Source organism: Aliiroseovarius pelagivivens (genome assembly GCF_900302485.1).
GTDB lineage: Bacteria > Pseudomonadota > Alphaproteobacteria > Rhodobacterales > Rhodobacteraceae > Aliiroseovarius > Aliiroseovarius pelagivivens.
Map to the genome: position 1 here is coordinate 2,479,097 of NZ_OMOI01000001.1, position 21,701 is coordinate 2,500,797.

The 21,701-nt window shown below is 56.0% G+C and carries 23 protein-coding genes; all 23 read right to left on the reverse strand.

What is annotated here, in order from left to right:
• Positions 1 to 10: 10 nt before the first annotated feature.
• Positions 11 to 556, reverse strand: a complete 546-nt coding sequence (locus tag ALP8811_RS12000) for a hypothetical protein (protein WP_146184021.1) — start codon at positions 554 to 556, stop codon at positions 11 to 13.
• A gap of 21 nt (positions 557 to 577) precedes the next feature.
• Positions 578 to 1,027 (reverse strand): ribose 5-phosphate isomerase B, encoded by a 450-nt coding sequence (gene rpiB, locus ALP8811_RS12005; protein ID WP_108857329.1) that lies wholly within the window; start codon positions 1,025 to 1,027, stop codon positions 578 to 580.
• A gap of 105 nt (positions 1,028 to 1,132) precedes the next feature.
• Positions 1,133 to 1,876 carry an amino acid ABC transporter ATP-binding protein gene (locus tag ALP8811_RS12010; RefSeq protein WP_181363763.1) on the reverse strand — a complete coding sequence of 248 codons (744 nt, stop codon included), beginning with the start codon at positions 1,874 to 1,876 and terminating at the stop codon, positions 1,133 to 1,135.
• A gap of 54 nt (positions 1,877 to 1,930) precedes the next feature.
• Positions 1,931 to 3,214: an amino acid ABC transporter permease gene (locus ALP8811_RS12015; protein ID WP_108857331.1), complete on the reverse strand. Its 1,284-nt coding sequence runs from the start codon at positions 3,212 to 3,214 to the stop codon at positions 1,931 to 1,933.
• A 1-nt stretch (position 3,215) separates the two neighbouring features.
• Positions 3,216 to 4,448, reverse strand: coding sequence for an amino acid ABC transporter permease (locus ALP8811_RS12020; RefSeq protein WP_108857532.1), 1,233 nt, complete (start codon positions 4,446 to 4,448; stop codon positions 3,216 to 3,218).
• Between the two features lie 121 nt (positions 4,449 to 4,569).
• Entirely contained in the window at positions 4,570 to 5,598 is a 1,029-nt protein-coding gene (locus tag ALP8811_RS12025) for an amino acid ABC transporter substrate-binding protein (RefSeq protein ID WP_108857332.1), read from the reverse strand.
• A gap of 209 nt (positions 5,599 to 5,807) precedes the next feature.
• Positions 5,808 to 6,524, reverse strand: a complete 717-nt coding sequence (locus ALP8811_RS12030; RefSeq protein ID WP_108857333.1) for an ATP12 family chaperone protein — start codon at positions 6,522 to 6,524, stop codon at positions 5,808 to 5,810.
• On the reverse strand, positions 6,521 to 7,204 hold the full coding sequence (locus ALP8811_RS12035) for an HAD-IA family hydrolase (protein ID WP_108857334.1): 684 nt from the start codon (positions 7,202 to 7,204) through the stop codon (positions 6,521 to 6,523). Before ALP8811_RS12035 ends, ALP8811_RS12030 begins: the two co-directional genes overlap by 4 nt.
• Positions 7,205 to 8,245 (reverse strand): RluA family pseudouridine synthase, encoded by a 1,041-nt coding sequence (locus ALP8811_RS12040; protein ID WP_108857335.1) that lies wholly within the window; start codon positions 8,243 to 8,245, stop codon positions 7,205 to 7,207.
• Positions 8,242 to 8,619, reverse strand: coding sequence for a fluoride efflux transporter CrcB (gene crcB / locus ALP8811_RS12045; protein WP_108857336.1), 378 nt, complete (start codon positions 8,617 to 8,619; stop codon positions 8,242 to 8,244). The genes ALP8811_RS12040 and crcB overlap by 4 nt, the downstream gene beginning before the upstream one ends.
• A gap of 31 nt (positions 8,620 to 8,650) precedes the next feature.
• Positions 8,651 to 9,265, reverse strand: a complete 615-nt coding sequence (locus ALP8811_RS12050) for a cytochrome b/b6 domain-containing protein (protein WP_181363748.1) — start codon at positions 9,263 to 9,265, stop codon at positions 8,651 to 8,653.
• Positions 9,266 to 9,271: 6 nt separating this feature from the next.
• Positions 9,272 to 9,718, reverse strand: coding sequence for a c-type cytochrome (locus ALP8811_RS12055; RefSeq protein ID WP_108857337.1), 447 nt, complete (start codon positions 9,716 to 9,718; stop codon positions 9,272 to 9,274).
• Positions 9,719 to 9,817: 99 nt separating this feature from the next.
• On the reverse strand, positions 9,818 to 11,131 hold the full coding sequence (locus tag ALP8811_RS12060) for a replication-associated recombination protein A (protein WP_108857338.1): 1,314 nt from the start codon (positions 11,129 to 11,131) through the stop codon (positions 9,818 to 9,820).
• Positions 11,132 to 11,183: 52 nt separating this feature from the next.
• Positions 11,184 to 11,795: a helix-turn-helix transcriptional regulator gene (locus ALP8811_RS12065; protein ID WP_108857339.1), complete on the reverse strand. Its 612-nt coding sequence runs from the start codon at positions 11,793 to 11,795 to the stop codon at positions 11,184 to 11,186.
• Between the two features lie 203 nt (positions 11,796 to 11,998).
• Positions 11,999 to 12,427, reverse strand: a complete 429-nt coding sequence (gene rplQ, locus ALP8811_RS12070; protein WP_108857340.1) for a 50S ribosomal protein L17 — start codon at positions 12,425 to 12,427, stop codon at positions 11,999 to 12,001.
• 156 nt (positions 12,428 to 12,583) lie between these two features.
• Positions 12,584 to 13,600, reverse strand: a complete 1,017-nt coding sequence (locus ALP8811_RS12075; RefSeq protein WP_108857341.1) for a DNA-directed RNA polymerase subunit alpha — start codon at positions 13,598 to 13,600, stop codon at positions 12,584 to 12,586.
• 108 nt (positions 13,601 to 13,708) lie between these two features.
• Positions 13,709 to 14,098, reverse strand: a complete 390-nt coding sequence (gene rpsK, locus ALP8811_RS12080) for a 30S ribosomal protein S11 (protein ID WP_108857342.1) — start codon at positions 14,096 to 14,098, stop codon at positions 13,709 to 13,711.
• A 15-nt stretch (positions 14,099 to 14,113) separates the two neighbouring features.
• Complete coding sequence (rpsM, locus tag ALP8811_RS12085) at positions 14,114 to 14,482, reverse strand: 30S ribosomal protein S13 (protein ID WP_108857343.1); 369 nt, start codon at positions 14,480 to 14,482, stop codon at positions 14,114 to 14,116.
• A gap of 287 nt (positions 14,483 to 14,769) precedes the next feature.
• A complete protein-coding gene (locus tag ALP8811_RS12090) occupies positions 14,770 to 15,348 on the reverse strand; it encodes an adenylate kinase (RefSeq protein ID WP_108857344.1) in 579 nt (192 codons plus the stop codon).
• Positions 15,345 to 16,697, reverse strand: a complete 1,353-nt coding sequence (gene secY, locus ALP8811_RS12095; RefSeq protein WP_108857345.1) for a preprotein translocase subunit SecY — start codon at positions 16,695 to 16,697, stop codon at positions 15,345 to 15,347. The genes ALP8811_RS12090 and secY overlap by 4 nt, the downstream gene beginning before the upstream one ends.
• 106 nt (positions 16,698 to 16,803) lie before the next feature.
• The gene (gene rplO / locus ALP8811_RS12100; RefSeq protein ID WP_108857346.1) at positions 16,804 to 17,274 is read right to left on the reverse strand and encodes a 50S ribosomal protein L15; all 471 of its coding nucleotides are present in this window, start codon (positions 17,272 to 17,274) and stop codon (positions 16,804 to 16,806) included.
• Positions 17,275 to 17,468: 194 nt separating this feature from the next.
• Complete coding sequence (locus ALP8811_RS12105) at positions 17,469 to 19,061, reverse strand: sulfotransferase family 2 domain-containing protein (RefSeq protein WP_108857347.1); 1,593 nt, start codon at positions 19,059 to 19,061, stop codon at positions 17,469 to 17,471.
• Between the two features lie 14 nt (positions 19,062 to 19,075).
• Positions 19,076 to 21,451, reverse strand: a complete 2,376-nt coding sequence (locus tag ALP8811_RS12110) for a tetratricopeptide repeat protein (RefSeq protein ID WP_146184022.1) — start codon at positions 21,449 to 21,451, stop codon at positions 19,076 to 19,078.
• Positions 21,452 to 21,701: the final 250 nt, after the last annotated feature.

Below are 21,701 nucleotides of genomic sequence, written 5' to 3' on the forward strand. Positions count from 1 at the left end.
CCTACGGGGATCAATCCCCACGCAACGTCCGCTCGAACGGGACGCCCGCCTGATGGATCTTGTCCATCAAAGCCCGGATGGAATACCCGGTATATTCCCGCAGCTGAATCGATGGGTGATCGTGGAAATGCACCCAGTACTGGTTCTCTTCGGCTTCATCTGAGCGGTAGATCGTAATGTGCTCTAGCTCCTTGATGGCGACGAGTGGCACATGGAATCCCTCTTCCGGGCCATGAGCATGATCAGGCACCTGCCAGAGAAGATCATCCTGCGTCAGGCGAAACCGCCATTCCCCAGTCGTACCAACGGCGCGGCGCGCAAAGAAGATCAGTTTTGCCAGATGGTACAGCGCTGTGATGATCAGGAAGAGGCCGAGAAACCCCCATAGGGTCCACGTCTCAAGCGCCTCGAAGGACAGGGCCCAGACCGCATCAGCGGGCACCAGCCACAGCCCCGCACCAAGGAACAGAGCTACAACAACCGGCATGATGATCATGTATTCCAGATTGCGTCTGGAAACTGATTTTCGAATGTCGAATATCGGTTTTGCGGTCATGGGCGCCCTGCCCTCTGCTGATTAGCCTTCGATCGCTTCCATCATGTCCACACGGGTGGCGTGACGTCCACCCTCGAACTCGGCGTCAAGGAAGGCGTCGACGATGTGCAATGCCAGATCCTGACCGACAACGCGCGCGCCGATGGACAGCATGTTGGCGTTGTTGTGTTCGCGGATCATACGGGCCGAGAACGCCTCGGAGCACACACCGCAGCGGATGCCATCAACGCGGTTGGCCGACATCATGATGCCCTGACCGGTGCCGCACAGGATGATGCCCAGCGCACAGTCGCCCGAAGCGACCTTCCGAGCAGCAGCTTCGCCGTGTTTGGGGTAATGTGTGCTTTCAGGGGTCATCGGGCCGATGTCGACAGCCTCGTACCCTTTGGCAACAATGTGATCCGCGATCATCTTGCGCAGATCAATGGCAGCGTGGTCGCTTGAAAGAACGATACGTTTGTTGGCAGTCATGATGTCATTCCGTGATTGAGGTGACCGTGTTGGCCGCGTTCTAGCACCCTCGCAACAAAAAAGCCCCACCAAAATGGCGGGGCTTTGGATTGTTTTGTCCGAAGATCAGAGGATCTGGCTGAGGAACAGCTTGGTGCGTTCCGATTGCGGGTTGTTGAAGAACTCTTCCGGTTCATTCTGTTCCACAATCTGGCCGGCATCCATGAAGATCACGCGGTTGGCGACCTCTTTCGCGAAGCCCATCTCGTGGGTCACGCAAATCATGGTCATGCCCTCTTCGGCAAGCTCTACCATGGTTTCCAGCACTTCCTTGATCATCTCAGGGTCAAGCGCCGAGGTGGGTTCGTCGAACAGCATAATGCGCGGCATCATGCACAGCGAGCGGGCGATCGCCACACGCTGCTGCTGACCACCCGAAAGCATGCCCGGGTACTTATGGGCCTGTTCCGGGATCTTCACCTTCTCAAGGAAGTGCATCGCGCGCGCTTCAGCCTCTTTCCGGGGCTCTTTGCGCACCCAGATCGGGGCCAGCGTGCAGTTTTCCAGAATGGTCAGATGCGGGAAGAGGTTGAAGTGTTGGAACACCATCCCCACTTCCGAGCGCACCTTATCGACGTTTTTCAGGTCCGAGGTCAGCTCGGTCCCGTCAACGATGATCTGACCTTCCTGGTGCTCTTCCAGGCGGTTGATACAACGGATCAAGGTGGATTTACCCGAGCCCGACGGGCCCGCGATAACGATCCGTTCGCCCTGATAGACGGTCAGATCAATGTCGCGCAGCACGTGGAACGAGCCATACCACTTGTTCATGTTGCTGATTTCAATTGCCACCTCGTCCGAGACGGCCATCTTGCTGCGATCAACGTGGTGATCGAGAGAAATAGAAGACATGTAGTCTCTCCTTTAGCGGTGATCGGTGGCGAGACGACGTTCCAGCCACTGCGAGTATTGTGAGATGCCGTAGCAGACGACGAAGAATAGGAGTGCGGCAAAGCCAAGCAGTTCCCAATACACCCCGTTCCATTCCTGCGATGCCAAGATCGGGCCGCGGATCATGCCGACAAGGTCGAACATCGAGATCACCGAGACCAGTGTGGTGTCCTTGAACAGGCCAACCGCAACGTTCACGATACCCGGGATCGAGATCTTGAGCGCCTGCGGAAGGATGATGAAGCGCATGGCCTGCGGATAATCCAATCCAAGGCTATCAGCCGCTTCGTACTGTCCCTTCGGCAAGGCAGCCAGACCACCCCGGATCACCTCGGCGATATAGGCCGACGAGAACAGAGTAATCATGATCACCACGCGCAGGAACAGATCCACAGTTGCTTCTGGCGGGAAGAAATAGGCCAGCATCACCGATGCCACGAACAGAAGCGTGATAAGCGGAACCCCACGAATAAATTCGATGAAGACCACGCAGACGCCTTTGATCAGCGGCATGCTGGATTGACGGCCCAGCGCCAAGGCGATCCCCAGGGGAATCGAAAGGGACACACAGGTCACACCCAGCATAAGGTTCAGCATGAACCCACCCAAGTCACGCGAAGCAACCGGGGTCAGCAGAGGGCTTTCGCTTGCCATCGCATCCACCAGAGCGCCGCCAATGAACCAAAGGACAAATGCAACGGCAACTGCCCCCAAGGACCCGGCGGCAAAACTTGCCGTGCTATAGCGTTCGAACACCAGATAGGCTCCGACGAGACCGACAAAGGCGGTCAGAGGGACACCGATCGGGCCTCCCCAGACCAACCAGTAAGCAATGAAGGGATAGACGGCTGTAAACAGCAGCAGCTTACGCGGCAGATCAAAGAACAGCACCGGAGCAATAGCAAAGGCCAGCAGAACCAGCGCAATGTTGGGGCGCCAATACAGCTCGCTTGGGTATTTGAACCCATAGATCAGCTGGTTCCAGCGCTCGGTCAGGACCGAGAAACAGCCACCTACTTCGCCTTGAAGAACTTCGCGGCATTCAGACAGGCTGGACGTGGTCCAGACACCACCAAAGATCCACGGAAGCACATTCGCAAGGGCAAGATAGATCACATAGAACGCAACAATTGTCAGAAGCGCATTTGGCAAGGTCGAGAACAAGTTGGTGCGCAGCCATTTGACCAGGCCCACCTCGTTCGCGGGCGGCGCCCGCTCGGGCAGCATTTCAGAGCGTACAAATGAAAGATTGGTCATATTAACGCTCCTTCAGCTTAACGGATTTGTTGTAGAAGTTCATCCCGACCGAGATGAGCAACGAAATCGTCAGATAGAAGAGCATCAACAGAAGCACACATTCGATCGCACGACCGGTTTGGTTCAGCGTGATGCCGCCAAGGGTTGCGGTCACATCGGCATAGCCCACTGCAATCGCCAGAGACGAGTTCTTGGTGATGTTCAGATAGTGTGAAATCAGCGGCGGAATGATGACCCGCAGGGCCTGAGGCAGGACCACGAGGTTCATTGTGCGACGCGGGCGCAGGCCCAGAGCTCCTGCAGCTTCCGTTTGCCCCTTGCTGATCGCCTGAATGCCCGCACGGACGTTCTCGGCGATGAAGGCACCGGTATAGATCGACAGGGCGAACCACAGAGCGATCAGTGCGCCACCGATTTTGATGCCACCCTTGAAGTTGAACCCCTTAAGGGCCGGAGCTTCCCATGCCAGCCCCATGACCAACAAAAGCAGGCCTACCGGGACAAGCCAAATGGCCAGAGAGTAGTACCAGGTGGTCGGGCGCAAGCCGGACTGTTCTTGAACAGCCGTGGCCCAACGGCCGAGACGACGTGTTGCAAACAGGCTGCCAGCCAGTACCGCCAGCACCAGCACCCAGTTCAGGAACGGGTTCGCGAAAAGAGGCGAGGTGAAGAATGGGCCCGGGATATAAACGCCACGGTTGGTGAAGGCGAACATGTCCAGCAGCATCGAGGCTTCGGGGGTATCACCCCGGAAGTCGCGCGGTGCAGGCATCACTGCAGTCATGATCGTGAAAATGATGATGATCCAGATCAGCACCGGAATGTTGCGGAAGATTTCGACGTAGACGGCCATGAGCTTGGACACCAACCAGTTGTTGGACAAGCGCAAGACGCCGGCGACAACGCCAAAGACTGTAGCTGTTAGGCAAGCCAGGAACGACACAAGAAGCGTGTTCAAGATGCCGACGATAGAGGCACGCGCGTGCGACGATTGGCTGTCATACTCAACCAAGCGCTGACTGATATCGTACCCCGCGGGATCGCCCAGGAAGCCGAATGAGATATTCAGGCCAGCCGCGCGAAGGTTTTGCATAAGGTTGTTACCCAGGTACCAAATCACCAGTGCCAAGATGATGGCAGCGATGGCTTGGTAGGTCAGTGAACGATAGCGTGTATCGTTAAACAGCATGGATAGCCGGAACTGGCCCTGATGAGGGTCGGTCATAGATGTCATGTGATACATCCCCGTTGCCCTTGGCGTTTTGATTATAGGCGCGGCTTAGACCGCGGTGCCAAGGTGCGTTCAGATGGAAAGAAAAAGGGCGTGGATCAACCACGCCCTTTTCATGAGTGTTTTAGCGGAAGGGCGGAGCGTACAGCAGGCCGCCTTGGGTCCACTGTGCGTTCAGGCCGCGTGCCAGAGCGATCGGTGTATCTTCACCAAGGTTTTTGGCGAAGAGTTCGCCATAGTTGCCGCCCGCCATGACGGCGCGTTTGGCCCATTCAGCATCCAGACCCAGCATTTCGCCAAGGGTCCCTTCAGAGCCCAACAGGCGGTTGATTTCCTTGTTCTTGCCTGGGGATGCTGCCAGCTCACCGATGTTAGCCGAGGTCACGCCCAGCTCTTCAGCAGCGATCAGAGCGTTCAGGGTCCAGCGAACCACGTCACCCCAGTTGTTGTCGCCGTGGCGGACCAGCGGACCGAGCGGCTCTTTCGAGATGATCTCGGGCAGCAGGATGTGTGCCGAAGGATCTTCGAAGGTTGCACGCGTTGCAGCCAGACCCGAAGCGTCGGTGGTGTACACGTCACATGCACCCGCCAGATACTGCTGCTGAGCTTCTGCGTTGGTTTCGATCGGAACCGGCTCATAGCTCATGTCGTTGGCACGGAAGAAGTCGGCCAAGTTCAGCTCTGTGGTGGTGCCGGTCTGTACACAAACGGTTGCACCGTCCAGTTCTTTGGCCGAGGTTGCACCAAGATCCTTGGCAACCAGGAAGCCTTGGCCGTCATAGTAGTTCACACCAACGAATTCGAACTTCAGGTCGACATCGCGCGAGAAGGTCCAGGTGGTGTTACGGGCCAGCATATCGATTTCGCCAGAAGCAAGCGCGGTGAAGCGGGTCTTGCCGGTGGTCGGAACGAATTCAACAGCGTTGGCGTCGCCCAATACGGCGGCAGCAACAGCGCGGCATACGCCCACGTCAAAGCCCTGCCATTCGCCGTTTGCATCCGGAGCCGCGAAGCCAACCAAACCAGTGGTCACACCACAGTTCAGCTTGCCGCGCTCTTTGACCTGATCAATTGTCGACACGTCCTGAGCCATGGCAGCGCTAGCAGCGATGCCAGCAACAGTGAGTGCGCCAAGAAAAGCGGTTCTCTTCATATTTACCTCTTCCTGATTATGCCCATTTTTTTTCGGGCTTTATTTGCGGATTTACGCCCGCAGTGAGTGGTGCAGAAAGGGTATTTCCCTTTCAACTGCGACAGATTTTGAAAGGATTGATCATATTTCGTCAAGGGTTACATCGCGATTTGCGATGCTTAACCTAGGGGAAAGCAATAAAATTAGCCCTACTTAACGCTTTGGTTGCATTAAGTTTCGTCACCGATTGCAGCGAAAAACCATGCTGCAAGAGCAAAGTCCTTGGTCTTCTTTTCAACCAATTCCTGCGCTTCTTCGTCTTTGCCCCACAATTCTTCCTGCCAAAGCTCGTCCAAACGCGACAATTCCCATGCTGCACCTGCATCCAAATGCTTGTGCGTTACGGCGAATGCCAAGATCAGCGAGCCGGACATCGACACGAGATCGTGAAACGCGGTCAATTGAAAAGGAGCGAAACTGTGGACCAAATCCGTCAGTTTCCGAACAGAATGCGCATCCTGAGCTTCGTGCATCACGCCAGCGACGGGTTTAAGCCGCACATCAAGAGAATCGACCGCCCAGTCAAGGATTGGGTCCCAATTCTCGGCCTGACGGGTGACAAGCTCACGCGGTTCGGTGGCACGGTAACACAAAAGATCACTGTCACCATAGGCGGCCAGCATGTCCGCAACGGCGGCGTGTTGCACCGATACCTTGTCGATCGCCGAGTTCGACATACGCGTAACTGGCATAGCGTTGGGATCCACGGCGTCCTCTTGCACGTCCCATTCGGCAGCCATGGCTTCAGCCAGTGCGCGCGATGGCACGACCAGAGGGGACTTCGCTGGCGTTTTGACCGCGCGCCCATCCAAAAGCACCTGAAAGCCGCCATCGGCTTCGCCTACTGTGGTTTCTTTCCAGAACCGTTTTGCCGCCCAACCGCTCATGTTGTTCCCCAAAGTTCGTCCAGCGCTGCGGGCAGTTCCGCAAACGCATCAATCAAGATATCTGCGCCAGCCGCGATCAGTCGCTCTCGGGGGTGATAACCCCAAGTGACACCGATAGTGCGAAACCCGGCAGCTTTGCCCATGTCCATATCAAAGCTTGTATCGCCGATCATCACCGCGTTGATCGCCTCGGCACCGGTCTCGGAAAGTGCCCGTTGCAACATCGACGGATGCGGCTTCGATGGGTGATCGTCGGCGGTTTGATGAGTCACGAAAAACTTGCGAAGATCATGCGCATCATAGGCGTGATCCAACCCGCGCCGCGCCTTCCCGGTCGCCACGCCCAACAACAACTCGTCGCGCGGGTGCAGGACTTCCAAAGCTTCGCGCGCGCCGGGATACATCGGCGCAGCAGCCTCGCCACCCTTTTCAGCGCGCAGTTTGATAAACATGTCTTTGTACTGCTGGGCCGCGATGTCGACGTCGCGGTCTGACAGGTCAGGAACCAATTGCGCGATGGCGTCATGCAGGGACAGACCGACGATCGACAAAACCTGTTCGCGGCTTGGAAGCGCCACGCCCATTTCGCCAAAGGCACGGTTCATCGCTTCAACGATAAAGTCCTGACTGTCGATCAGTGTGCCATCTACATCGAAGACGGCAAGTTTAAGGGTCGTCATTCAGAGCGCCTCGAACGGATCATCAGCGGCTAGATCCGGTGTCCAGCCGAAGGTATTGAACGTATCCGCCATATGGGGTGGCAGTTCAGCGGTGACGGTAATGGGCTTCTTCGTCACGGGATGCTCAAACGTCATCGAGCGCGCGTGCAGATGCAGTTTGCGAGAAATGTCGCCACCAATCATCGCGCCCCAGCCGTCGCCCATGTTGTCCTGAGATGAGCCACCATATTTGCCGTCGCCGATAATCGGGTGTCCGATTTCGGCCATGTGGGCGCGCAACTGGTGAGTGCGGCCGGTGATCGGCTCCATCGCGACCCAGGACGCACGGCTTGCGACGCGATAGAGCGTTGCATAGAGCGTGTGCGCGCGCTTGGCGTCTGGGTAGTCATTCATCGCGCGCGGATGCACACAGATCATCTTTTCGCCCGCACCGCGTCCGCCACCCGCTGCTTTGAACAGGCCGTAGCGGATCTCGCCCAGATAGGGGGTCGGCACGCCAGCCACGACGGCCCAGTATATCTTGCGGGTTTCTTTGTGACGCATCGCAGCGGTTAGCCCCGAGGCCGCTGCCTGCGTACGCGCCAGCAACAGAACGCCAGAGGTGTCCTTGTCCAAGCGGTGCACAAGGCGGGGTTTTTCATCCCGGTCAAACTTCAGCGCCTCTGCCAGCCCATCAACATGCTTAAGCTGCTTCGATCCGCCTTGCGTAGGCAGACCAGGAGGTTTGTTCAACGCAATCACATGGTCATCGCGGTAAATGACACAGGATTGGATCATCTTGGCATCCGCCGCCGAAACAGCCGCCTTGGCCTTGGGCTCGGTACGCTCGTTTTTCGAGACGGGAAGTGGCGGCAAACGCACTTCATCCCCCGGGCCGATACGGGTCGAGGATTTAACCTTCGCACCATTCACGCGAAACTCACCCTTGCGGCAGCCTTTCTCGATCCGGCCTTGTCCCGCATGGGGGAACATCCGTTTGACCCATCGGTCCAGACGTTGTTCGGCCTCGTCCGGGCCAAGTGTAATGTGTTGAACGCTCATGCCAGTACCATTCGAGCCACCAAAAGGCCCGCCATCAAAGCCGCGATCGAGATCACAACGGACCCCAAGACATAGCCCATCGCCGCCATCACCTGCCCGCGCTCAAACAAGGTAACAGCATCCAGCGAAAAAGCCGAAAACGTAGTGAAGCCCCCAAGCAGCCCGGTCATCAGGAAAGGCGCAGCCGCTTGGCCGCCTTTCTTGGCCAGCACCACGACCAACGCCCCCATCAGGAAAGAGCCGACAACGTTCACCACCATGGTCCCGGCCGGAAAGCCGTGGCCCAAAAGTCGGGTGACCGTTGTGCCGGTCAGATAGCGGGCCGAAGCGCCAAGTGCGCCGCCCAAGGCAACTTGCAAAAGGGGTGTCATCATGAGGTCTGACTGAGGCCAAGCGCCTGTGTTGTCAAGCGTCGGGGTGGTCCTTGCGCACCTCTTTCCAGCCTGTGATCATCGGTTTTACAAGGTTTTCACGCTTCCAGAAGCGATAAAACAGGATTGCACCAAGATGCAGCACGATCAGCGCCAGAAGTAGAAGTGACAGGCGATAATGCAGCCCCGCCGCGGCACGCGCTGTGTCATAGCTGACCCAATCCACCAGCGGGCCGGTGTTGATGAAGTCATCCGCGTCGATGAACAGTCCCGTCCCAACCTGCAAGATCAGAACACCAAGAAGCGCGAAGACTGACAGGGCACCCACCGGGTTGTGGCCGGGCCAATAGCTTGGTTTGCGCTTGGGTAAAGTCGCCACATAGCTCAGCGTCTTCTTCGGGCCGAACAGAAAATGGCTGAAACGCGCGGGGCGCGAGCCAACAAAGCCCCAAAGAATACGGAAGGCCAGCAGGCCAATCACTACGTAACCTGCATAGAAATGCAGGGTCATGATGTTGGGCCCAAACCGGCCCAACATCCAGCCCGTGACGACACAGACAACCAGCGCCCAGTGAAACAGGCGCAGGGCCGTGTCCCACAGCTTGACGCGCTCGACGCTTTCGGGAAGCTGCTCGTCCATGTCGCTCATACCTGTTTACTTAGCGCGGTAGGTGTCGTGGCATCCTTTGCAGGAACCACCCAGCGGGCCAAGTGCGCCAGCCATCTGGTCCTTGCCTGCTCCGGCCACGGCCTGCATGGCCTGCACGGCACCAACAAAGGCCGTACCTTTTTCCTGTACGCCGGGGAAGTCTTCCCAGATCGCCGGCAAAGCGCGGGTCTTGTCTGAATCCGCGCTGGAAGTGCCGGGCATGAAAAGATGCGACATGTTATACATGGTCAGCGTGCCCATGTTGTCAGCAGCGGTTTGCGCGGCGGCGGCGTCATATTCGATCTCGCCTTTGGCCATGCCGGCCAGCACGCCCATATTGGCGCCCAGAAGCTTGTAGAAACCTTGGCGGGCTTCAACCACATCCTGAACCGGGTCAGCGGCAAGTGCGACAGTGGGGAGGGCAAGAGCTGCTGCAAAAATAGCAAAACGCATGAAATTACTCCTTAGAATGCGTGGGCGTAGATTGGTGAGCGTAATACGGATCACGCCCAATTTTCCGTCGATAAATTCTATCGACAAGAGAATAAATTGTCACAGCCGTTTTCTGCGCAGTTTTGCGAAGTAGTCTGTGCGTTTTTTTAGCTCTCGTTCGAAACCGCGTTCGACCGGCACATAATAGACCCCACGCTTCATATCGTCGGGGAAATAGTTCTGCCCCGAGAACCCGTCGGGCGCATCGTGGTCATATGCATATCCGTCACCATAGCCCTGCTCTTCCATCAATCGTGTTGGTGCATTCAGGATGTGCTTAGGGGGTGGTGCAGAGCCGGTTTTCTTGGCCGCAGCCATCGCCGCCTTGAAGGCCACGTAGTTGGCGTTGGATTTCGGAGCAAGCGCCAGATAGATCACCGCCTGCGACAAGGCCAGTTCACCTTCCGGGCTGCCCAAACGTTCGTAAGTTTCCCACGCATCCAGACAGACCCGGTGCGCCTGCGGGTCGCCGAGACCAATGTCCTCGACCGCCATGCGGGTCAGGCGGCGGGCCAAAAAGCGGGGATCCTCGCCACCGTTCAGCATCCGCGCAAACCAATAAAGCGCCGCGTCCGGGTCCGAGCCACGCACGGATTTGTGAAGGGCGGATATCAGGTTGTAGTGCTCATCACCTGACTTGTCATACACGACAGCCCGCTTCATCAAGCGCGAGGACAGACCTTCAACGTCCAGCTTGCCTTCGATCTTCCATGCCGTGACTTGCTCCACCAGATTCAACAGCGCGCGACCGTCGCCATCTGCCATTTCCAAAAGTGCTTCTCGTGCCTCGCCAGTCAGAGGCAACGCCTTCCCCAGCTCTTGTTCCGCACGCTGCACCAGCCGTTCCAGATCTGCCAACGACAGGCGTGTCAGCACCAGAACCTGAGACCGCGACAGCACAGCTGCGTTCAGCTCGAATGAAGGGTTTTCCGTGGTGGCACCGACCAACAGAATGGTGCCGTCTTCCATATAGGGAAGGAACCCGTCCTGCTGGGCTTTGTTGAAGCGGTGAATCTCGTCCACAAACAGAAGCGTCCCCTGCCCGTTTGCGCGGCGGTGCTTAGCTGCCTCAAACACTTTGCGCAGCTCAGGCACGCCGGAAAAGATCGCGCTGATCTGAACAAAATGCAGGTCGGTCTCGCGGGCCAGAAGGCGGGCAATAGTGGTCTTGCCCACACCGGGAGGTCCCCACAGGATCAGTGACCCAAGACTGCCAGCCGCCAGCATCGTGCCCAAGGGGGCCTCGGGTCCAAGCACCTGCTCTTGCCCGATCACGTCCGACAGGGATTGCGGACGCAGCCGATCCGCCAAGGGGCGCGGTGCATCATGACCGCGATCCGGGCGGTCGGTGGAACTGTCAAACAGGTCTGCCATATGCCGAAACTATGCGCCTGCGCGGGTGGGGAAAAGAAGAAAACGACCGGTTCTAGATATAGCGGTTTTCTTGCGCGCGCTGAATGGCCTCGGATGTGGTGCGGGCCGACAGACGATCACGTGCACTGCTCAACCGAGCCTTAAGCGCACTTTCCGAGATTCCCAATTTTGCCGCCGCTTCCGCGTGGCGAAACCCCTTAGCAACCAATTGCAGAGCGGCGCGCTGTGCAGGGGTCAGGCTTTTCGGAGGCTGCGTGCCCAGATGAATTTCGGTTATCACCTCAAGCAAGTGCTGCATTTCCGTGTCAGTAAATTCCCGATCAGCACGCGCAAACCCACCGATGCTACGTGATGTAATCGGCCCGATAGACACGGCGACACCGTATTTAGCCCCGTAGCTTGCTGCTTGTGCAAAAACCTTGTGTGGGTCCGGGAACTCCAGATCGCTCCAGCGAATGGCGCCTTCATTTTGGACCCCCCAGAGCACCAACGGATCGACCATCATATAGCCTTCATCGACGTATTTCGCGGACCATTCAGGATCATAGGTTTGCAGCAACATAAACGGCGCACCATTCCGCGCATGCAGCCCCAACGCATATCCGGACGGTGCGAGACTATCCACAATCGTCAATCTTTCGCTGAGGTCGGTCTTCCACTGCATATCTGGTAGGCCACCCTGCGTAATTTCAAGAATTCATCAATTCAGGTAAAAACTATCTATTTAATATAGCTGCAAAAAGTCAAACAACCTGAGCTTGCAATTTGACGTAAGGTCAAGCAGTGCGTTGGGTGCTCACCACTTAGGGGCGAAAAGCAAAAAACCCCGCACAAGGCGGGGCTTTTCTAGAACGACTTGGGTCGATCTTATTCTTCGGCGTCTACCAGAGCTTCTTCAGCTTCCAGACGGGCGCGGTCAGCTGCGCCTTTGGCATCGGCATCGCGTTCTACGAATTCGATGATCGCCATCGGAGCCATGTCGCCATAGCGGAAGCCCGCTTTCAGAACGCGAACGTAACCACCCTGACGGTCCTGATAGCGCGGGCCCAGAACGTCGAACAGTTTAGCAACCAGAGCTTCCTGCTTCAGACGGGCCGAAGCCTGACGACGAGCGTGCAGGTCGCCACGTTTGGCCAGCGTGATCATTTTTTCGATGATCGGGCGCAATTCTTTGGCCTTGGGCAGGGTGGTCTTGATCTGTTCGTGTTCGATCAGCGATCCAGCCATGTTAGCGAACATGGCTTTACGGTGTTCATGGGTGCGGTTCAGGCGGCGGTAACCACGAGCGTGACGCATTTTCTTAATCCTTCTTTGGTGCTCTTGAACGAGCGGTGCTTTGTCTGAGAACCGATGCGTGTCGGTCCCTCTCCTTGGGGCAGGATTGCCCAGATGTTCCCCACTACTGTGGGCATTTCGGGGGCCGCTCTACGCCGCCCCCGGAAACTTGTCAAATCAGAACTGGTCTTCGAATTTCTTCGCCAGCTCTTCGATGTTCTCAGGCGGCCATTCCTCGACATCCATGCCAAGGTGCAGACCCATGCCCGAAAGCACTTCTTTGATCTCGTTCAGCGACTTGCGGCCGAAGTTCGGAGTGCGCAGCATCTCGGCTTCGGTTTTCTGGATCAGATCGCCAATGTAAACGATGTTGTCGTTCTTCAGGCAGTTTGCCGAACGTACCGACAGTTCCAGCTCGTCCACTTTCTTCAGCAGAAGCGGGTTGAACTCGAGACCATCGTCTTCGTCCTGACGGCCAGCTGCTTCCGGCTCGTCGAAGTTTACGAAGATCGACAGCTGATCCTGCAGGATGCGCGCAGCATATGCCACAGCATCTTCCGGGGTAACCGAACCATCGGTTTCCAGCTTCAGGGTCAGCTTGTCATAGTCCAGAACCTGACCTTCACGGGTCGGCTGAACATCATACGACACTTTCTTGACCGGCGAATAGATCGCATCAACCGGGATCAGGCCAATCGGCGCATCTTCCGGCTTGTTCTTGTCCGAAGCCACATAGCCTTTGCCAGTGTTGACGGTCAGTTCCATGAACAGATCTGCGCCGTCATCCAAGTGACAGATCACGTGATCTTTGTTCAGGATCTCGATGCCAGCGGATTCCGAAATCGCTCCTGCGGTGACAACCATCGGGCCTTTGGCCGAGATTGACAGGCGCTTGGGGCCTTCGACTTCCATGTTGATCGCTACACCTTTGAGGTTCAGAACGATGTCGGTGACGTCTTCACGTACACCAGCAACCGAGCTGAACTCGTGCAGAACGTTGTCGATTTGAACCGACGTAATAGCGGCACCTTGCAGCGAGCTCATCAGCACGCGGCGCAGGGCGTTGCCCAAGGTCAGACCAAAGCCACGCTCCAGCGGTTCGGCAACAACAGTTGCCTGACGTGCAGGGTCATTACCCGGCTTTACGTCCAGCTGTGTCGGCTTGATCAATTCTGCCCAGTTCTTGTGGATCATGCGTCCCTCCATACTTGTCCTGTCCCCATGTCCAAAGGGCAGGACGCCCGAGGTGAAAATGACGGAAACCGGGCCTCGCTTCGTGCGGGGCCCGGCCGTAAAATGTTCTTATACGCGACGGCGCTTCGGCGGGCGGCAGCCGTTGTGTGCGATCGGGGTTACATCACGGATCGAGGTGATGTTGAAGCCGATGGCAGCCAGAGCGCGCAGAGCCGATTCACGACCCGAACCGGGGCCCTGAACTTCAACTTCCAGCGTCTTAACACCGTGTTCCTGAGCTTTCTTGCCTGCATCTTCCGCAGCCATCTGAGCAGCATACGGTGTCGATTTACGCGAGCCTTTGAAGCCCATGGTGCCAGCCGACGACCACGAGATGGCGTTGCCTTGCACGTCCGAGATCAGGATCTTGGTGTTGTTGAACGAGGAGTTCACGTGAGCAACACCGGATGCGATGTTCTTACGCTCTTTACGCTTCGTACGAGTCTTATCACGAGCCATTCGTCAAACCCTCCCTTACTTCTTCTTACCGGCAATGGCCTTTGCGGGGCCTTTGCGGGTACGTGCGTTGGTGGATGTACGCTGACCGCGTACGGGGAGGTTGCGACGGTGACGCAGACCGCGGTAGCAGCCCAGGTCCATCAGACGCTTGATGTTCATCTGAACTTCACGGCGCAGGTCACCTTCAACGGTGTAGGTCGCGTCGATGTGCTCGCGAATTGCCAGGACTTCGGCGTCCGACAGTTCGTTCACACGACGGGTTACGTCGATGTTCACAGCTTCGCAAATGGCGGCAGCCGAAGTATGGCCGATACCGGTAATATATGTCAGGGCGATCGGGACCCGTTTATGGGTCGGGATGTTTACGCCAGCAATACGTGCCACGTAGTCTTTCCTTTCGTTGCGGATCCGTAACTCCGGAACCTTTTTTCACAACGGAAGCCCGCCGGATTTTTCCCACGGGCCGCGCTGAATTCTTTGGTCTGGTGCGGTTTGGGGAGCGACCCCTTAGACACACCGATTCCCGTTAGGGATGGGGTGACTTAGATGGGAATGAACCATTCGTCAACCCATCAAAGAACCAAGCGCTGTTAGCGCCCCTGCCCCGCCCCAAAAAGCAAAAGCGCCACGTCGAGAACGCGGCGCTCTGCAATTCATCTTTGGCGTCTGTACTAGGCGCCCAGAACTTCGGCGATCTCGGCCTGCACTTCGTCGATTGTGCCCAGACCGTTGACCGACTTCAGGTCACCCTTGGCCCAGTAATAGCCAATCAGCGGCGAGGTCTTCTTGTAGTATTCCATCAGACGGATCTTCAGGCTTTCCTCGTTGTCGTCGGCACGCACAGGCTGACCGGCTTTGCGGGCTTCCTCGGCGCGGCCGACGATGCGACCGACCAGAACGTCGTCATCCACACGCATTTCAACAACGGCGTCCAGCGTCTGACCGTGCTTCTCAAGCAGAGCACCCAGAGCGTCCGCTTGAGGCAGTGTGCGGGGGAAGCCGTCGAAGATGAAGCCGCCTCCGGTGTCGCCTTCCAGCTTTTCTTCGATCAAGCCGATGACGATCTCATCGGTGACCAGTTCGCCCGCGTCCATGATGGCGGCAACTTTCTTGCCCATCTCTGTGCCCGAGGCTTTCGCCTCGCGCAGCATGTCCCCGGTCGACAGCTGGATCATGCCACGCTCTTCAACCAGTTTGGCGGCTTGAGTGCCTTTGCCGGCACCCGGCGGTCCAAGCAGAATAATGTTCATCGGCGCGACGGAGCCTTCTTACGTTTCTTGCCGCGCAGCTGAGACTTCTCGATGAGACCCTCATACTGGTGAGCCAGAAGGTGAGATTGAACCTGCTGAATCGTGTCCATGGTCACCGATACAACGATCAGAACCGAGGTGCCGCCGAAGTAGAACGGGATTGCCAGCTGGCTGCGCAGGATTTCCGGCATCAAGCAGACGGCGGCCAGATAGATCGAGCCGAGCGTCAGCAGGCGGGTGACAACATAGTCCAGATACTCGGCGGTTTTCTTACCGGGGCGAATGCCGGGCACGAAACCGTTTTGGTTTTTCAGGTTGTCCGCGACCTCGTCCGTCTTGAACGCAACTTCCTTGGTGTAGAAGAAGGTGAAGAACATGATCATCGCCGTGAAGAACAGCAGATACAGCGGCTGACCGGGGCCGAAGTAGGCCAGAATGGTCGACATGATCGGGCCGGACTGACCGGACGAGAAGGTCGAAATCGTGGTCGGCAGCAGCAGAAGCGCAGAGGCGAAGATCGCCGGGATAACGCCCGCCGGGTTCACCTTGATCGGCAGGTGGGACGAACCACCATCGTACATCTTCATACCAACCTGACGGCGCGGGTACTGGATGTGAACCTTGCGCAGCGCACGTTCCATGAACACAACGAAGCCAATTACGGCCACGACCATCACCAAGACGCCGATGATTACGGCGGGGCTGATCGCACCCGAACGACCCGAAGCCAGGAACTGAGCCAGTGCAGCGGGAATTTCAGCTACGATTCCCACGAAGATGATCAGCGAGATCCCGTTGCCGATGCCGCGTGCGGTGATCTGCTCACCCAGCCACATCAGGAACATGGTGCCGCCAACCAGAGTAATCACACAGGCCGCAATAAAGAAGCCGCCGGGGTTGGTCACCAGATCGCCAGCTTGCAGCGAATTCGCCAGAGCGAAGGCCTGACCCGTGGCCAGCAGAACGGTGCCATAGCGGGTGTACTGGTTGATCTTCTTACGGCCTTGCTCGCCCTCTTTCTTCAGCTGCTTCAGCGGCTCCCACATGGAAGACAGAAGCTGCACAATGATCGAGGCCGAGATGTACGGCATGATGCCAAGGGCAAAGACACCCATCCGGCTAAGCGCGCCGCCGGTGAACATGCCCAGCACGCCGGCGATGCCGGATTGTGCTTGGTCCATGAACTCTCGCAATGCGTTCGCGTCGATTCCCGGAACAGGAATGAACGTGCCAAGACGATAGATGATCAGAAGCCCGATCGTGAAGAAGATGCGCTGGCGAAGCTCGGTCGCCTTGCCGAAGGCGCTCCAGCTCATGTTCGACGCCATTTGTTCTGCTGCAGATGCCATAAGGCCCCCTTGGATCAAGTAAAACGCCGCCGGACCGTTCCCGGCTCCGGCGGCGCTTGAAAACGTGATTAGACATGTAAGGGGCTGGCGCGCCCCTCACAAGGTCTTATTCAGCAGCAGCCGGAGCAGCGACGGTCAACTTACCGCCAGCTTTTTCGACAGCTTCAACAGCCGATTTCGACGCACCGGTCACGGTGATGTTGGCTTTGGTGGTCAGTTCACCTTTGGCCAGAACACGGATACCGTCCAGTTTGCGGCGCACCAGACCCGAAGCAACCAGAGTGTCTTCGGTGATGTCTTTGGCGTCGATTTTCTTTTCGTCGATGAACTTCTGGATCAGGCCCAGGTTGATCACAGCGAACTTCTTGCGGTTCGGCTTGTTGAAGCCACGCTTGGGAAGACGCTGGTAGAGGGGCATTTGGCCGCCTTCGTAGCCATTGATAGCTACACCCGAACGCGACTTTTGACCTTTGATACCACGGCCACCGGTTTTACCAGTGCCCGAACCGGGACCACGACCAACGCGTTTGCGGGGTTTGGTTGCGCCAGGATTGTCGCGCAGTTCATGCAATTTCATTTCGCTTCTCCTTTGCCGGAACTGGCCCCAGAAGCGATACGGGGCCAAACACGGCTTTTCTTGGTTTTGATTCTGTGACGCAAGGCCACCGGGGGCATATAGACGACCCTCTTATGCCACGCAAGCCTTATGGGAAACGCAAGCCCCCTATTGTGGCCCAATCAAGTCCTCATGCCCGCAGGACACGCCAATGTTCAGGCGCTTTCGGCAAGTTGCTTGGCATCACGGGCGGCTTTGTACTCTGCCCGTATCGCATCCACCGAATAGTAATCCCGAAGCAATTCATAGTCGTCTGCATAGTGGTTCAGGATATGCTCGAATGCTTCTTCAGACAGATCCCCAAGACCAACATCCGGGCCACCGGTCTGTTCGCGTGGCATATCCATTTCACGACCAACCATTTGCGAGACATCCTTGGCAATCTGCGCCATCTCCTCGATCGGATAGACGCGGTCCACAAAAGTCAAATCTCCGTTCAGAAACCACGACTGCGGCAACACATGATGCTCAAGCACCACGCACTGGTCTGCGAAATAGTCCAACCGCATGGCAAATTCGTTGATGTCCGGCAGGCGTATGATGATTCTTGCGTCGACCAAAGGATTCAGATCGCCGTGGTGGCAAACGCGGTTGCGGAAACAAGACACGAACCGCTTTACCGGATCCCGGACGATTGTGAACTTGAAGTGATCCTTCAGATGCTCGATCGAGTCCGTGTCCATAGCGACCTTGAAGTGTTTGTGCAGATCTTCCGGTTTCTGAACATCCGGCTGTTGCGCTGAAAACAACAGAGCTGCGACCGACGTACAGCCACATTTTGGGATGTCAAAATATGCAACCTTCGGGGTTTCGACGGTCATCGCATGCCAGCGCTTCAACCCCAAGCGGCGAAACACGTATGCCGGAAGAACCCGACGGCCATCAATCAGATCTACTGCGTCATAGTAAGATTGATACAGCTTCCGCGCTGCACTGCTGTTCCCTTTGGCCCATTCTGTGTTCGCCTCTATGAGAAGCGGCCTATTTTTTCTTTTCCCAGACAGTTTAGGTACAGCGTAAGGACGGATCGATTTGGTTCTGAAACTATGCGGAAGCGAAAGCACTTCGGAGAGCTGGTCCTGATCAATTTTGGCGCCGACGAACGAAAGCATGTCCCGGAAAACATCCGTTTGATTGACAACGTCATCATAGGTTACATGCACCGCATGGTCTGGATGGCTGCTGGCGTAGTCGGACAGGAAGCGACCGAAGGCCTGCATATTTGACACGACTTCATTTTGGTCGCGCTCAGCCCACCAGGCGCTGTTCGACGTCTCGCTTGGGTCGCGTGTCAATATGATGAACTTGCAAGGCTTCAAAGCTTTCAGCAAGTAGTCCAGATAGCCTTGCAAGAATTCCGGATCTTCAAGGAAGATGTCCAGATATCTCACCTCTTTGAACCCAACAACCGTTGCATCCTTTGGCGCATGATCAATCAGGAATGATCGCATACGCTGACGGGCCTGCCTGTTTACCTCTTGGACGTCCAGATTCTTATACCCAAACCAAGGAGAGGTTTCCGGCGAGGTGCGCGGGCCGTGTTTCTGATGCTTTTTGATTTTGCGCGCCGCCAACTGTTCTCGATATTGGTGGTACAGAACATTGGCGTTTTCACCATGAATGTGCCAGCCGGGGGCTCGGTTCAAGATGCCTTGCATCAAAGTTGATCCGCTACGCGCGTGGGTCACGACAAGGACAAATGACTTGTCATCAGATCGCTTGAGCTTCCTGACCAGTTTCTTAGCCATCTTAATCACTGGCACTACTCCCACACACCACGTTTCAACAGGCTCATCGGCTCATACACATCAATCGAGTATCCTCCGACCCTAGACGTGTTCAAATGGATTGGCCTGATCCCCACACGATGAAGTATTTCACCGATCATCACATCTTCAAAAACGGCCGGATGGTTGGGAACGCCATATTCACGCAGGCCCACAACCAGAATCTCTCTGAGGGCGCTGCGGGACAAATAGTACCCGCCTGCTCCGTTGCAGTATTCCACTTGGGAATGCACCGCGACACGCCTTTTTTCACCAACCTGCAGATTCCTGCCATGATGATAAACCGCGCTGTTCAGTTTGGTGAGATTCCCGAGATATGAAACGCCGGATTGCGAGCACATATCGATCATAGATTTCATCCTCGGGCCATCATGGACAAACACATCATCATCAATCTTGAACACACCGCGACAGTTCGTATTCACCGCTAGGAACCGATAGGCCAGCAGAATTTTTCGCGGCAGTGCCTGATACCCATCAGAACACGGCACAACAAGTTCTGCGCCGAAATCGCGATCTTCAAGCGTAAAACCGCTCTGATCATCTTTGGCCCAAAGCAGGATCACATCCTTCCCACTCGCGTCATGAAGCTGTGCGGCCAGAACCCGTGCACGCGACAGGTTCGGTGCGCAGCTGAGCAAAAGAATCGCAACACGATCAGGCGACTTGCACATATATTTTGGCGAGGTTTCGGCGATGAAGCGCTTCATCCGAGTTACGTAGAGGCTGCTGCGTTTGTTCACAAAGCATGCACGCTCGTACCAGTTGTGAGCCTCTTGAAGGTTCCCGGCCTTGCGAGATAGATCTGCAACGCGAGCGCAAACTGCGCCAGCGCTTGCTTGTGACGCGATAGTCGACAACACCAATTCTGCGCTGGCTTCCATATCGTTAAAAACTGCAGCAGTCCCGCCTTCGTCTTCAACTTGCTTTAGCTTCTTCATGCACGCATCAACATGCGAAGGGCTGCGCGGATAAGCTTTGAAAGCATGCTTGTTCGGCATGATGGCGGAAAGCGCTTCCACCATGTCCTCGTCAATAATGGCGCCATCTTCCTCGGGCAGACTGTCAGCAATGCTCTGGATTTTCGAACGGGTGTCGCTGGTCGCCAGTTCCCGGATTGCTGGGTCTTCCGCGTAAAATCTTGGATCCTGTGTCGCGAGCGCAAGGCCACACCCGTATGAACGTTCAGTGTCTCCCATTTGGAACGATGCCTCAGCCAACACTTGCAGACAGATAGTGTTCAACGGATCATGGACGAGGTTTTTCGCGGCCCAATCGCGCGCATCGCACCAGTGCCCGCGTTCAAGTTCAATCGCGGCAAGCGTTTCATACTTGCCCAGCGTGTCAGGCTTTCGGGCCGAGATATAGTCGGCAACGTGATCTGCGAAAACGATCCACCCTTTAGAGATCAAGGCCGAATGCAACCGCGAGAGAGACTCATAGTTTTCGCAAAGCCGCACAGCTTGAATCGCTGTTTTCACCGCTCCAGTTGCGTCGCCATGTGCTAATAGGATCTCTGTCTCAATCTTGAGCACATGAATATTGTCTCTAAATCCCTTTTCCTTCTGAACAAGTTTGAACGCCTGGCCCGTTTTCCTCTGGACCATTAGCTGTCGAAGCTGTTGGGCAAACTTGGGTGAAGTGCGTGGGTATCCGAATGTTGTGTCTGATTTACGGGGTTTCGCAAGTTGCTGGTGGCTTGGCATGTGACGGTCCAAGCGCGCCCGGTACTGGTTCAACTTTCCCGAACGATTGGGGAAATTCTTAGCAAATTCATTCAGAACAACCTCAGCTTCAGTAAGCAGTCCTAGGTTGATTAGTGATGAAAAATAGGCGCTGCTAATTGCAAAGCTTTCCTGAGATTTTTTGTAGAACAGCTTGATCGTTTGATGATCCAGCACGCGATTGCTCTGCTGTGCTTCCAGCTTTGCCAGTTGAAAACTGTCTTCGTCGTTTAATAGCCCCATTTCCTTGTCACCGAGCAATAGTTGCAAATACTCGGCAGACCTTCCAAGCTCGGTCAAGGCGGTACCATAGCGTGCAGCGAAGGATCGGTTTCTTCGGTCCGATGCATAGAGCTTCTTCAAGATCTCTGCAGCCTCGTCCCAACGATCCTGCGCCTGGTACACCAAAGCAAGCCCCGACGAAGCTGTATCTTCATATCCTGGTCTAGCTCTAAGGAGGGTGAACATCTCTTCAGCGCTTTGAACTTGTCCTGAATTCAGAAGTTCCTGCGCCCGCTTTTCTAACAACAAACTTCCCGCTGAACCGGGAAGTTTCCAACCTTGTGACAAGAGTCTGATCTTAACCCGATGTCGGCATTCTGCAGCCAACGCGTTCAAGCTAGTCAATGTAGCTCTCCATTTATCGTATCGCTCGAAGGTTTGTTTTTTCTTCCTCTATCACCGAATGTATTTCAACTTAAAGTTGCGAAGTCGTCATTCTCGAAAGAAAGTCTCGGAGCTCCTATCAAGTTCTAAGCCCTCGAATGCAAAACGCCGGCAGCTTTTTGCTACCGGCGTTTTGTATTTAAGTCATCGTTTTGAGAGGATACGCTATTTGGTTCTTTATTAGGTTTGGCGGTGACCTACTCTCCCACGC

Excerpts from the sequence above, each read along its gene's own strand:
- ALP8811_RS12000 (WP_146184021.1), bottom strand. The coding sequence starts at position 556 with ATGACCGCAAAACCGATATTCGACATTCGAAAATCAGTTTCCAGACGC.
- rpsK (WP_108857342.1), bottom strand. The coding sequence starts at position 14,098 with ATGGCTCGTGATAAGACTCGTACGAAGCGTAAAGAGCGTAAGAACATC.
- secY (WP_108857345.1), bottom strand. The coding sequence starts at position 16,697 with ATGGCATCTGCAGCAGAACAAATGGCGTCGAACATGAGCTGGAGCGCC.
- crcB (WP_108857336.1), bottom strand. The coding sequence starts at position 8,619 with ATGATGACACCCCTTTTGCAAGTTGCCTTGGGCGGCGCACTTGGCGCT.
- ALP8811_RS12055 (WP_108857337.1), bottom strand. The coding sequence starts at position 9,718 with ATGCGTTTTGCTATTTTTGCAGCAGCTCTTGCCCTCCCCACTGTCGCA.
- ALP8811_RS12030 (WP_108857333.1), bottom strand. The coding sequence starts at position 6,524 with ATGAGCGGTTGGGCGGCAAAACGGTTCTGGAAAGAAACCACAGTAGGC.
- ALP8811_RS12060 (WP_108857338.1), bottom strand. The coding sequence starts at position 11,131 with ATGGCAGACCTGTTTGACAGTTCCACCGACCGCCCGGATCGCGGTCAT.
- ALP8811_RS12090 (WP_108857344.1), bottom strand. The coding sequence starts at position 15,348 with ATGAACATTATTCTGCTTGGACCGCCGGGTGCCGGCAAAGGCACTCAA.
- ALP8811_RS12025 (WP_108857332.1), bottom strand. The coding sequence starts at position 5,598 with ATGAAGAGAACCGCTTTTCTTGGCGCACTCACTGTTGCTGGCATCGCT.
- ALP8811_RS12010 (WP_181363763.1), bottom strand. The coding sequence starts at position 1,876 with ATGGCCGTCTCGGACGAGGTGGCAATTGAAATCAGCAACATGAACAAG.
- ALP8811_RS12015 (WP_108857331.1), bottom strand. The coding sequence starts at position 3,214 with ATGACCAATCTTTCATTTGTACGCTCTGAAATGCTGCCCGAGCGGGCG.
- ALP8811_RS12065 (WP_108857339.1), bottom strand. The coding sequence starts at position 11,795 with ATGCAGTGGAAGACCGACCTCAGCGAAAGATTGACGATTGTGGATAGT.
- ALP8811_RS12075 (WP_108857341.1), bottom strand. The coding sequence starts at position 13,600 with ATGATCCACAAGAACTGGGCAGAATTGATCAAGCCGACACAGCTGGAC.
- ALP8811_RS12105 (WP_108857347.1), bottom strand. The coding sequence starts at position 19,061 with ATGGCTAAGAAACTGGTCAGGAAGCTCAAGCGATCTGATGACAAGTCA.
- rpiB (WP_108857329.1), bottom strand. The coding sequence starts at position 1,027 with ATGACTGCCAACAAACGTATCGTTCTTTCAAGCGACCACGCTGCCATT.
- rplO (WP_108857346.1), bottom strand. The coding sequence starts at position 17,274 with ATGAAATTGCATGAACTGCGCGACAATCCTGGCGCAACCAAACCCCGC.
- ALP8811_RS12020 (WP_108857532.1), bottom strand. The coding sequence starts at position 4,448 with ATGACATCTATGACCGACCCTCATCAGGGCCAGTTCCGGCTATCCATG.
- rplQ (WP_108857340.1), bottom strand. The coding sequence starts at position 12,427 with ATGCGTCACGCTCGTGGTTACCGCCGCCTGAACCGCACCCATGAACAC.
- ALP8811_RS12050 (WP_181363748.1), bottom strand. The coding sequence starts at position 9,265 with ATGAGCGACATGGACGAGCAGCTTCCCGAAAGCGTCGAGCGCGTCAAG.
- ALP8811_RS12035 (WP_108857334.1), bottom strand. The coding sequence starts at position 7,204 with ATGACGACCCTTAAACTTGCCGTCTTCGATGTAGATGGCACACTGATC.
- ALP8811_RS12040 (WP_108857335.1), bottom strand. The coding sequence starts at position 8,245 with ATGAGCGTTCAACACATTACACTTGGCCCGGACGAGGCCGAACAACGT.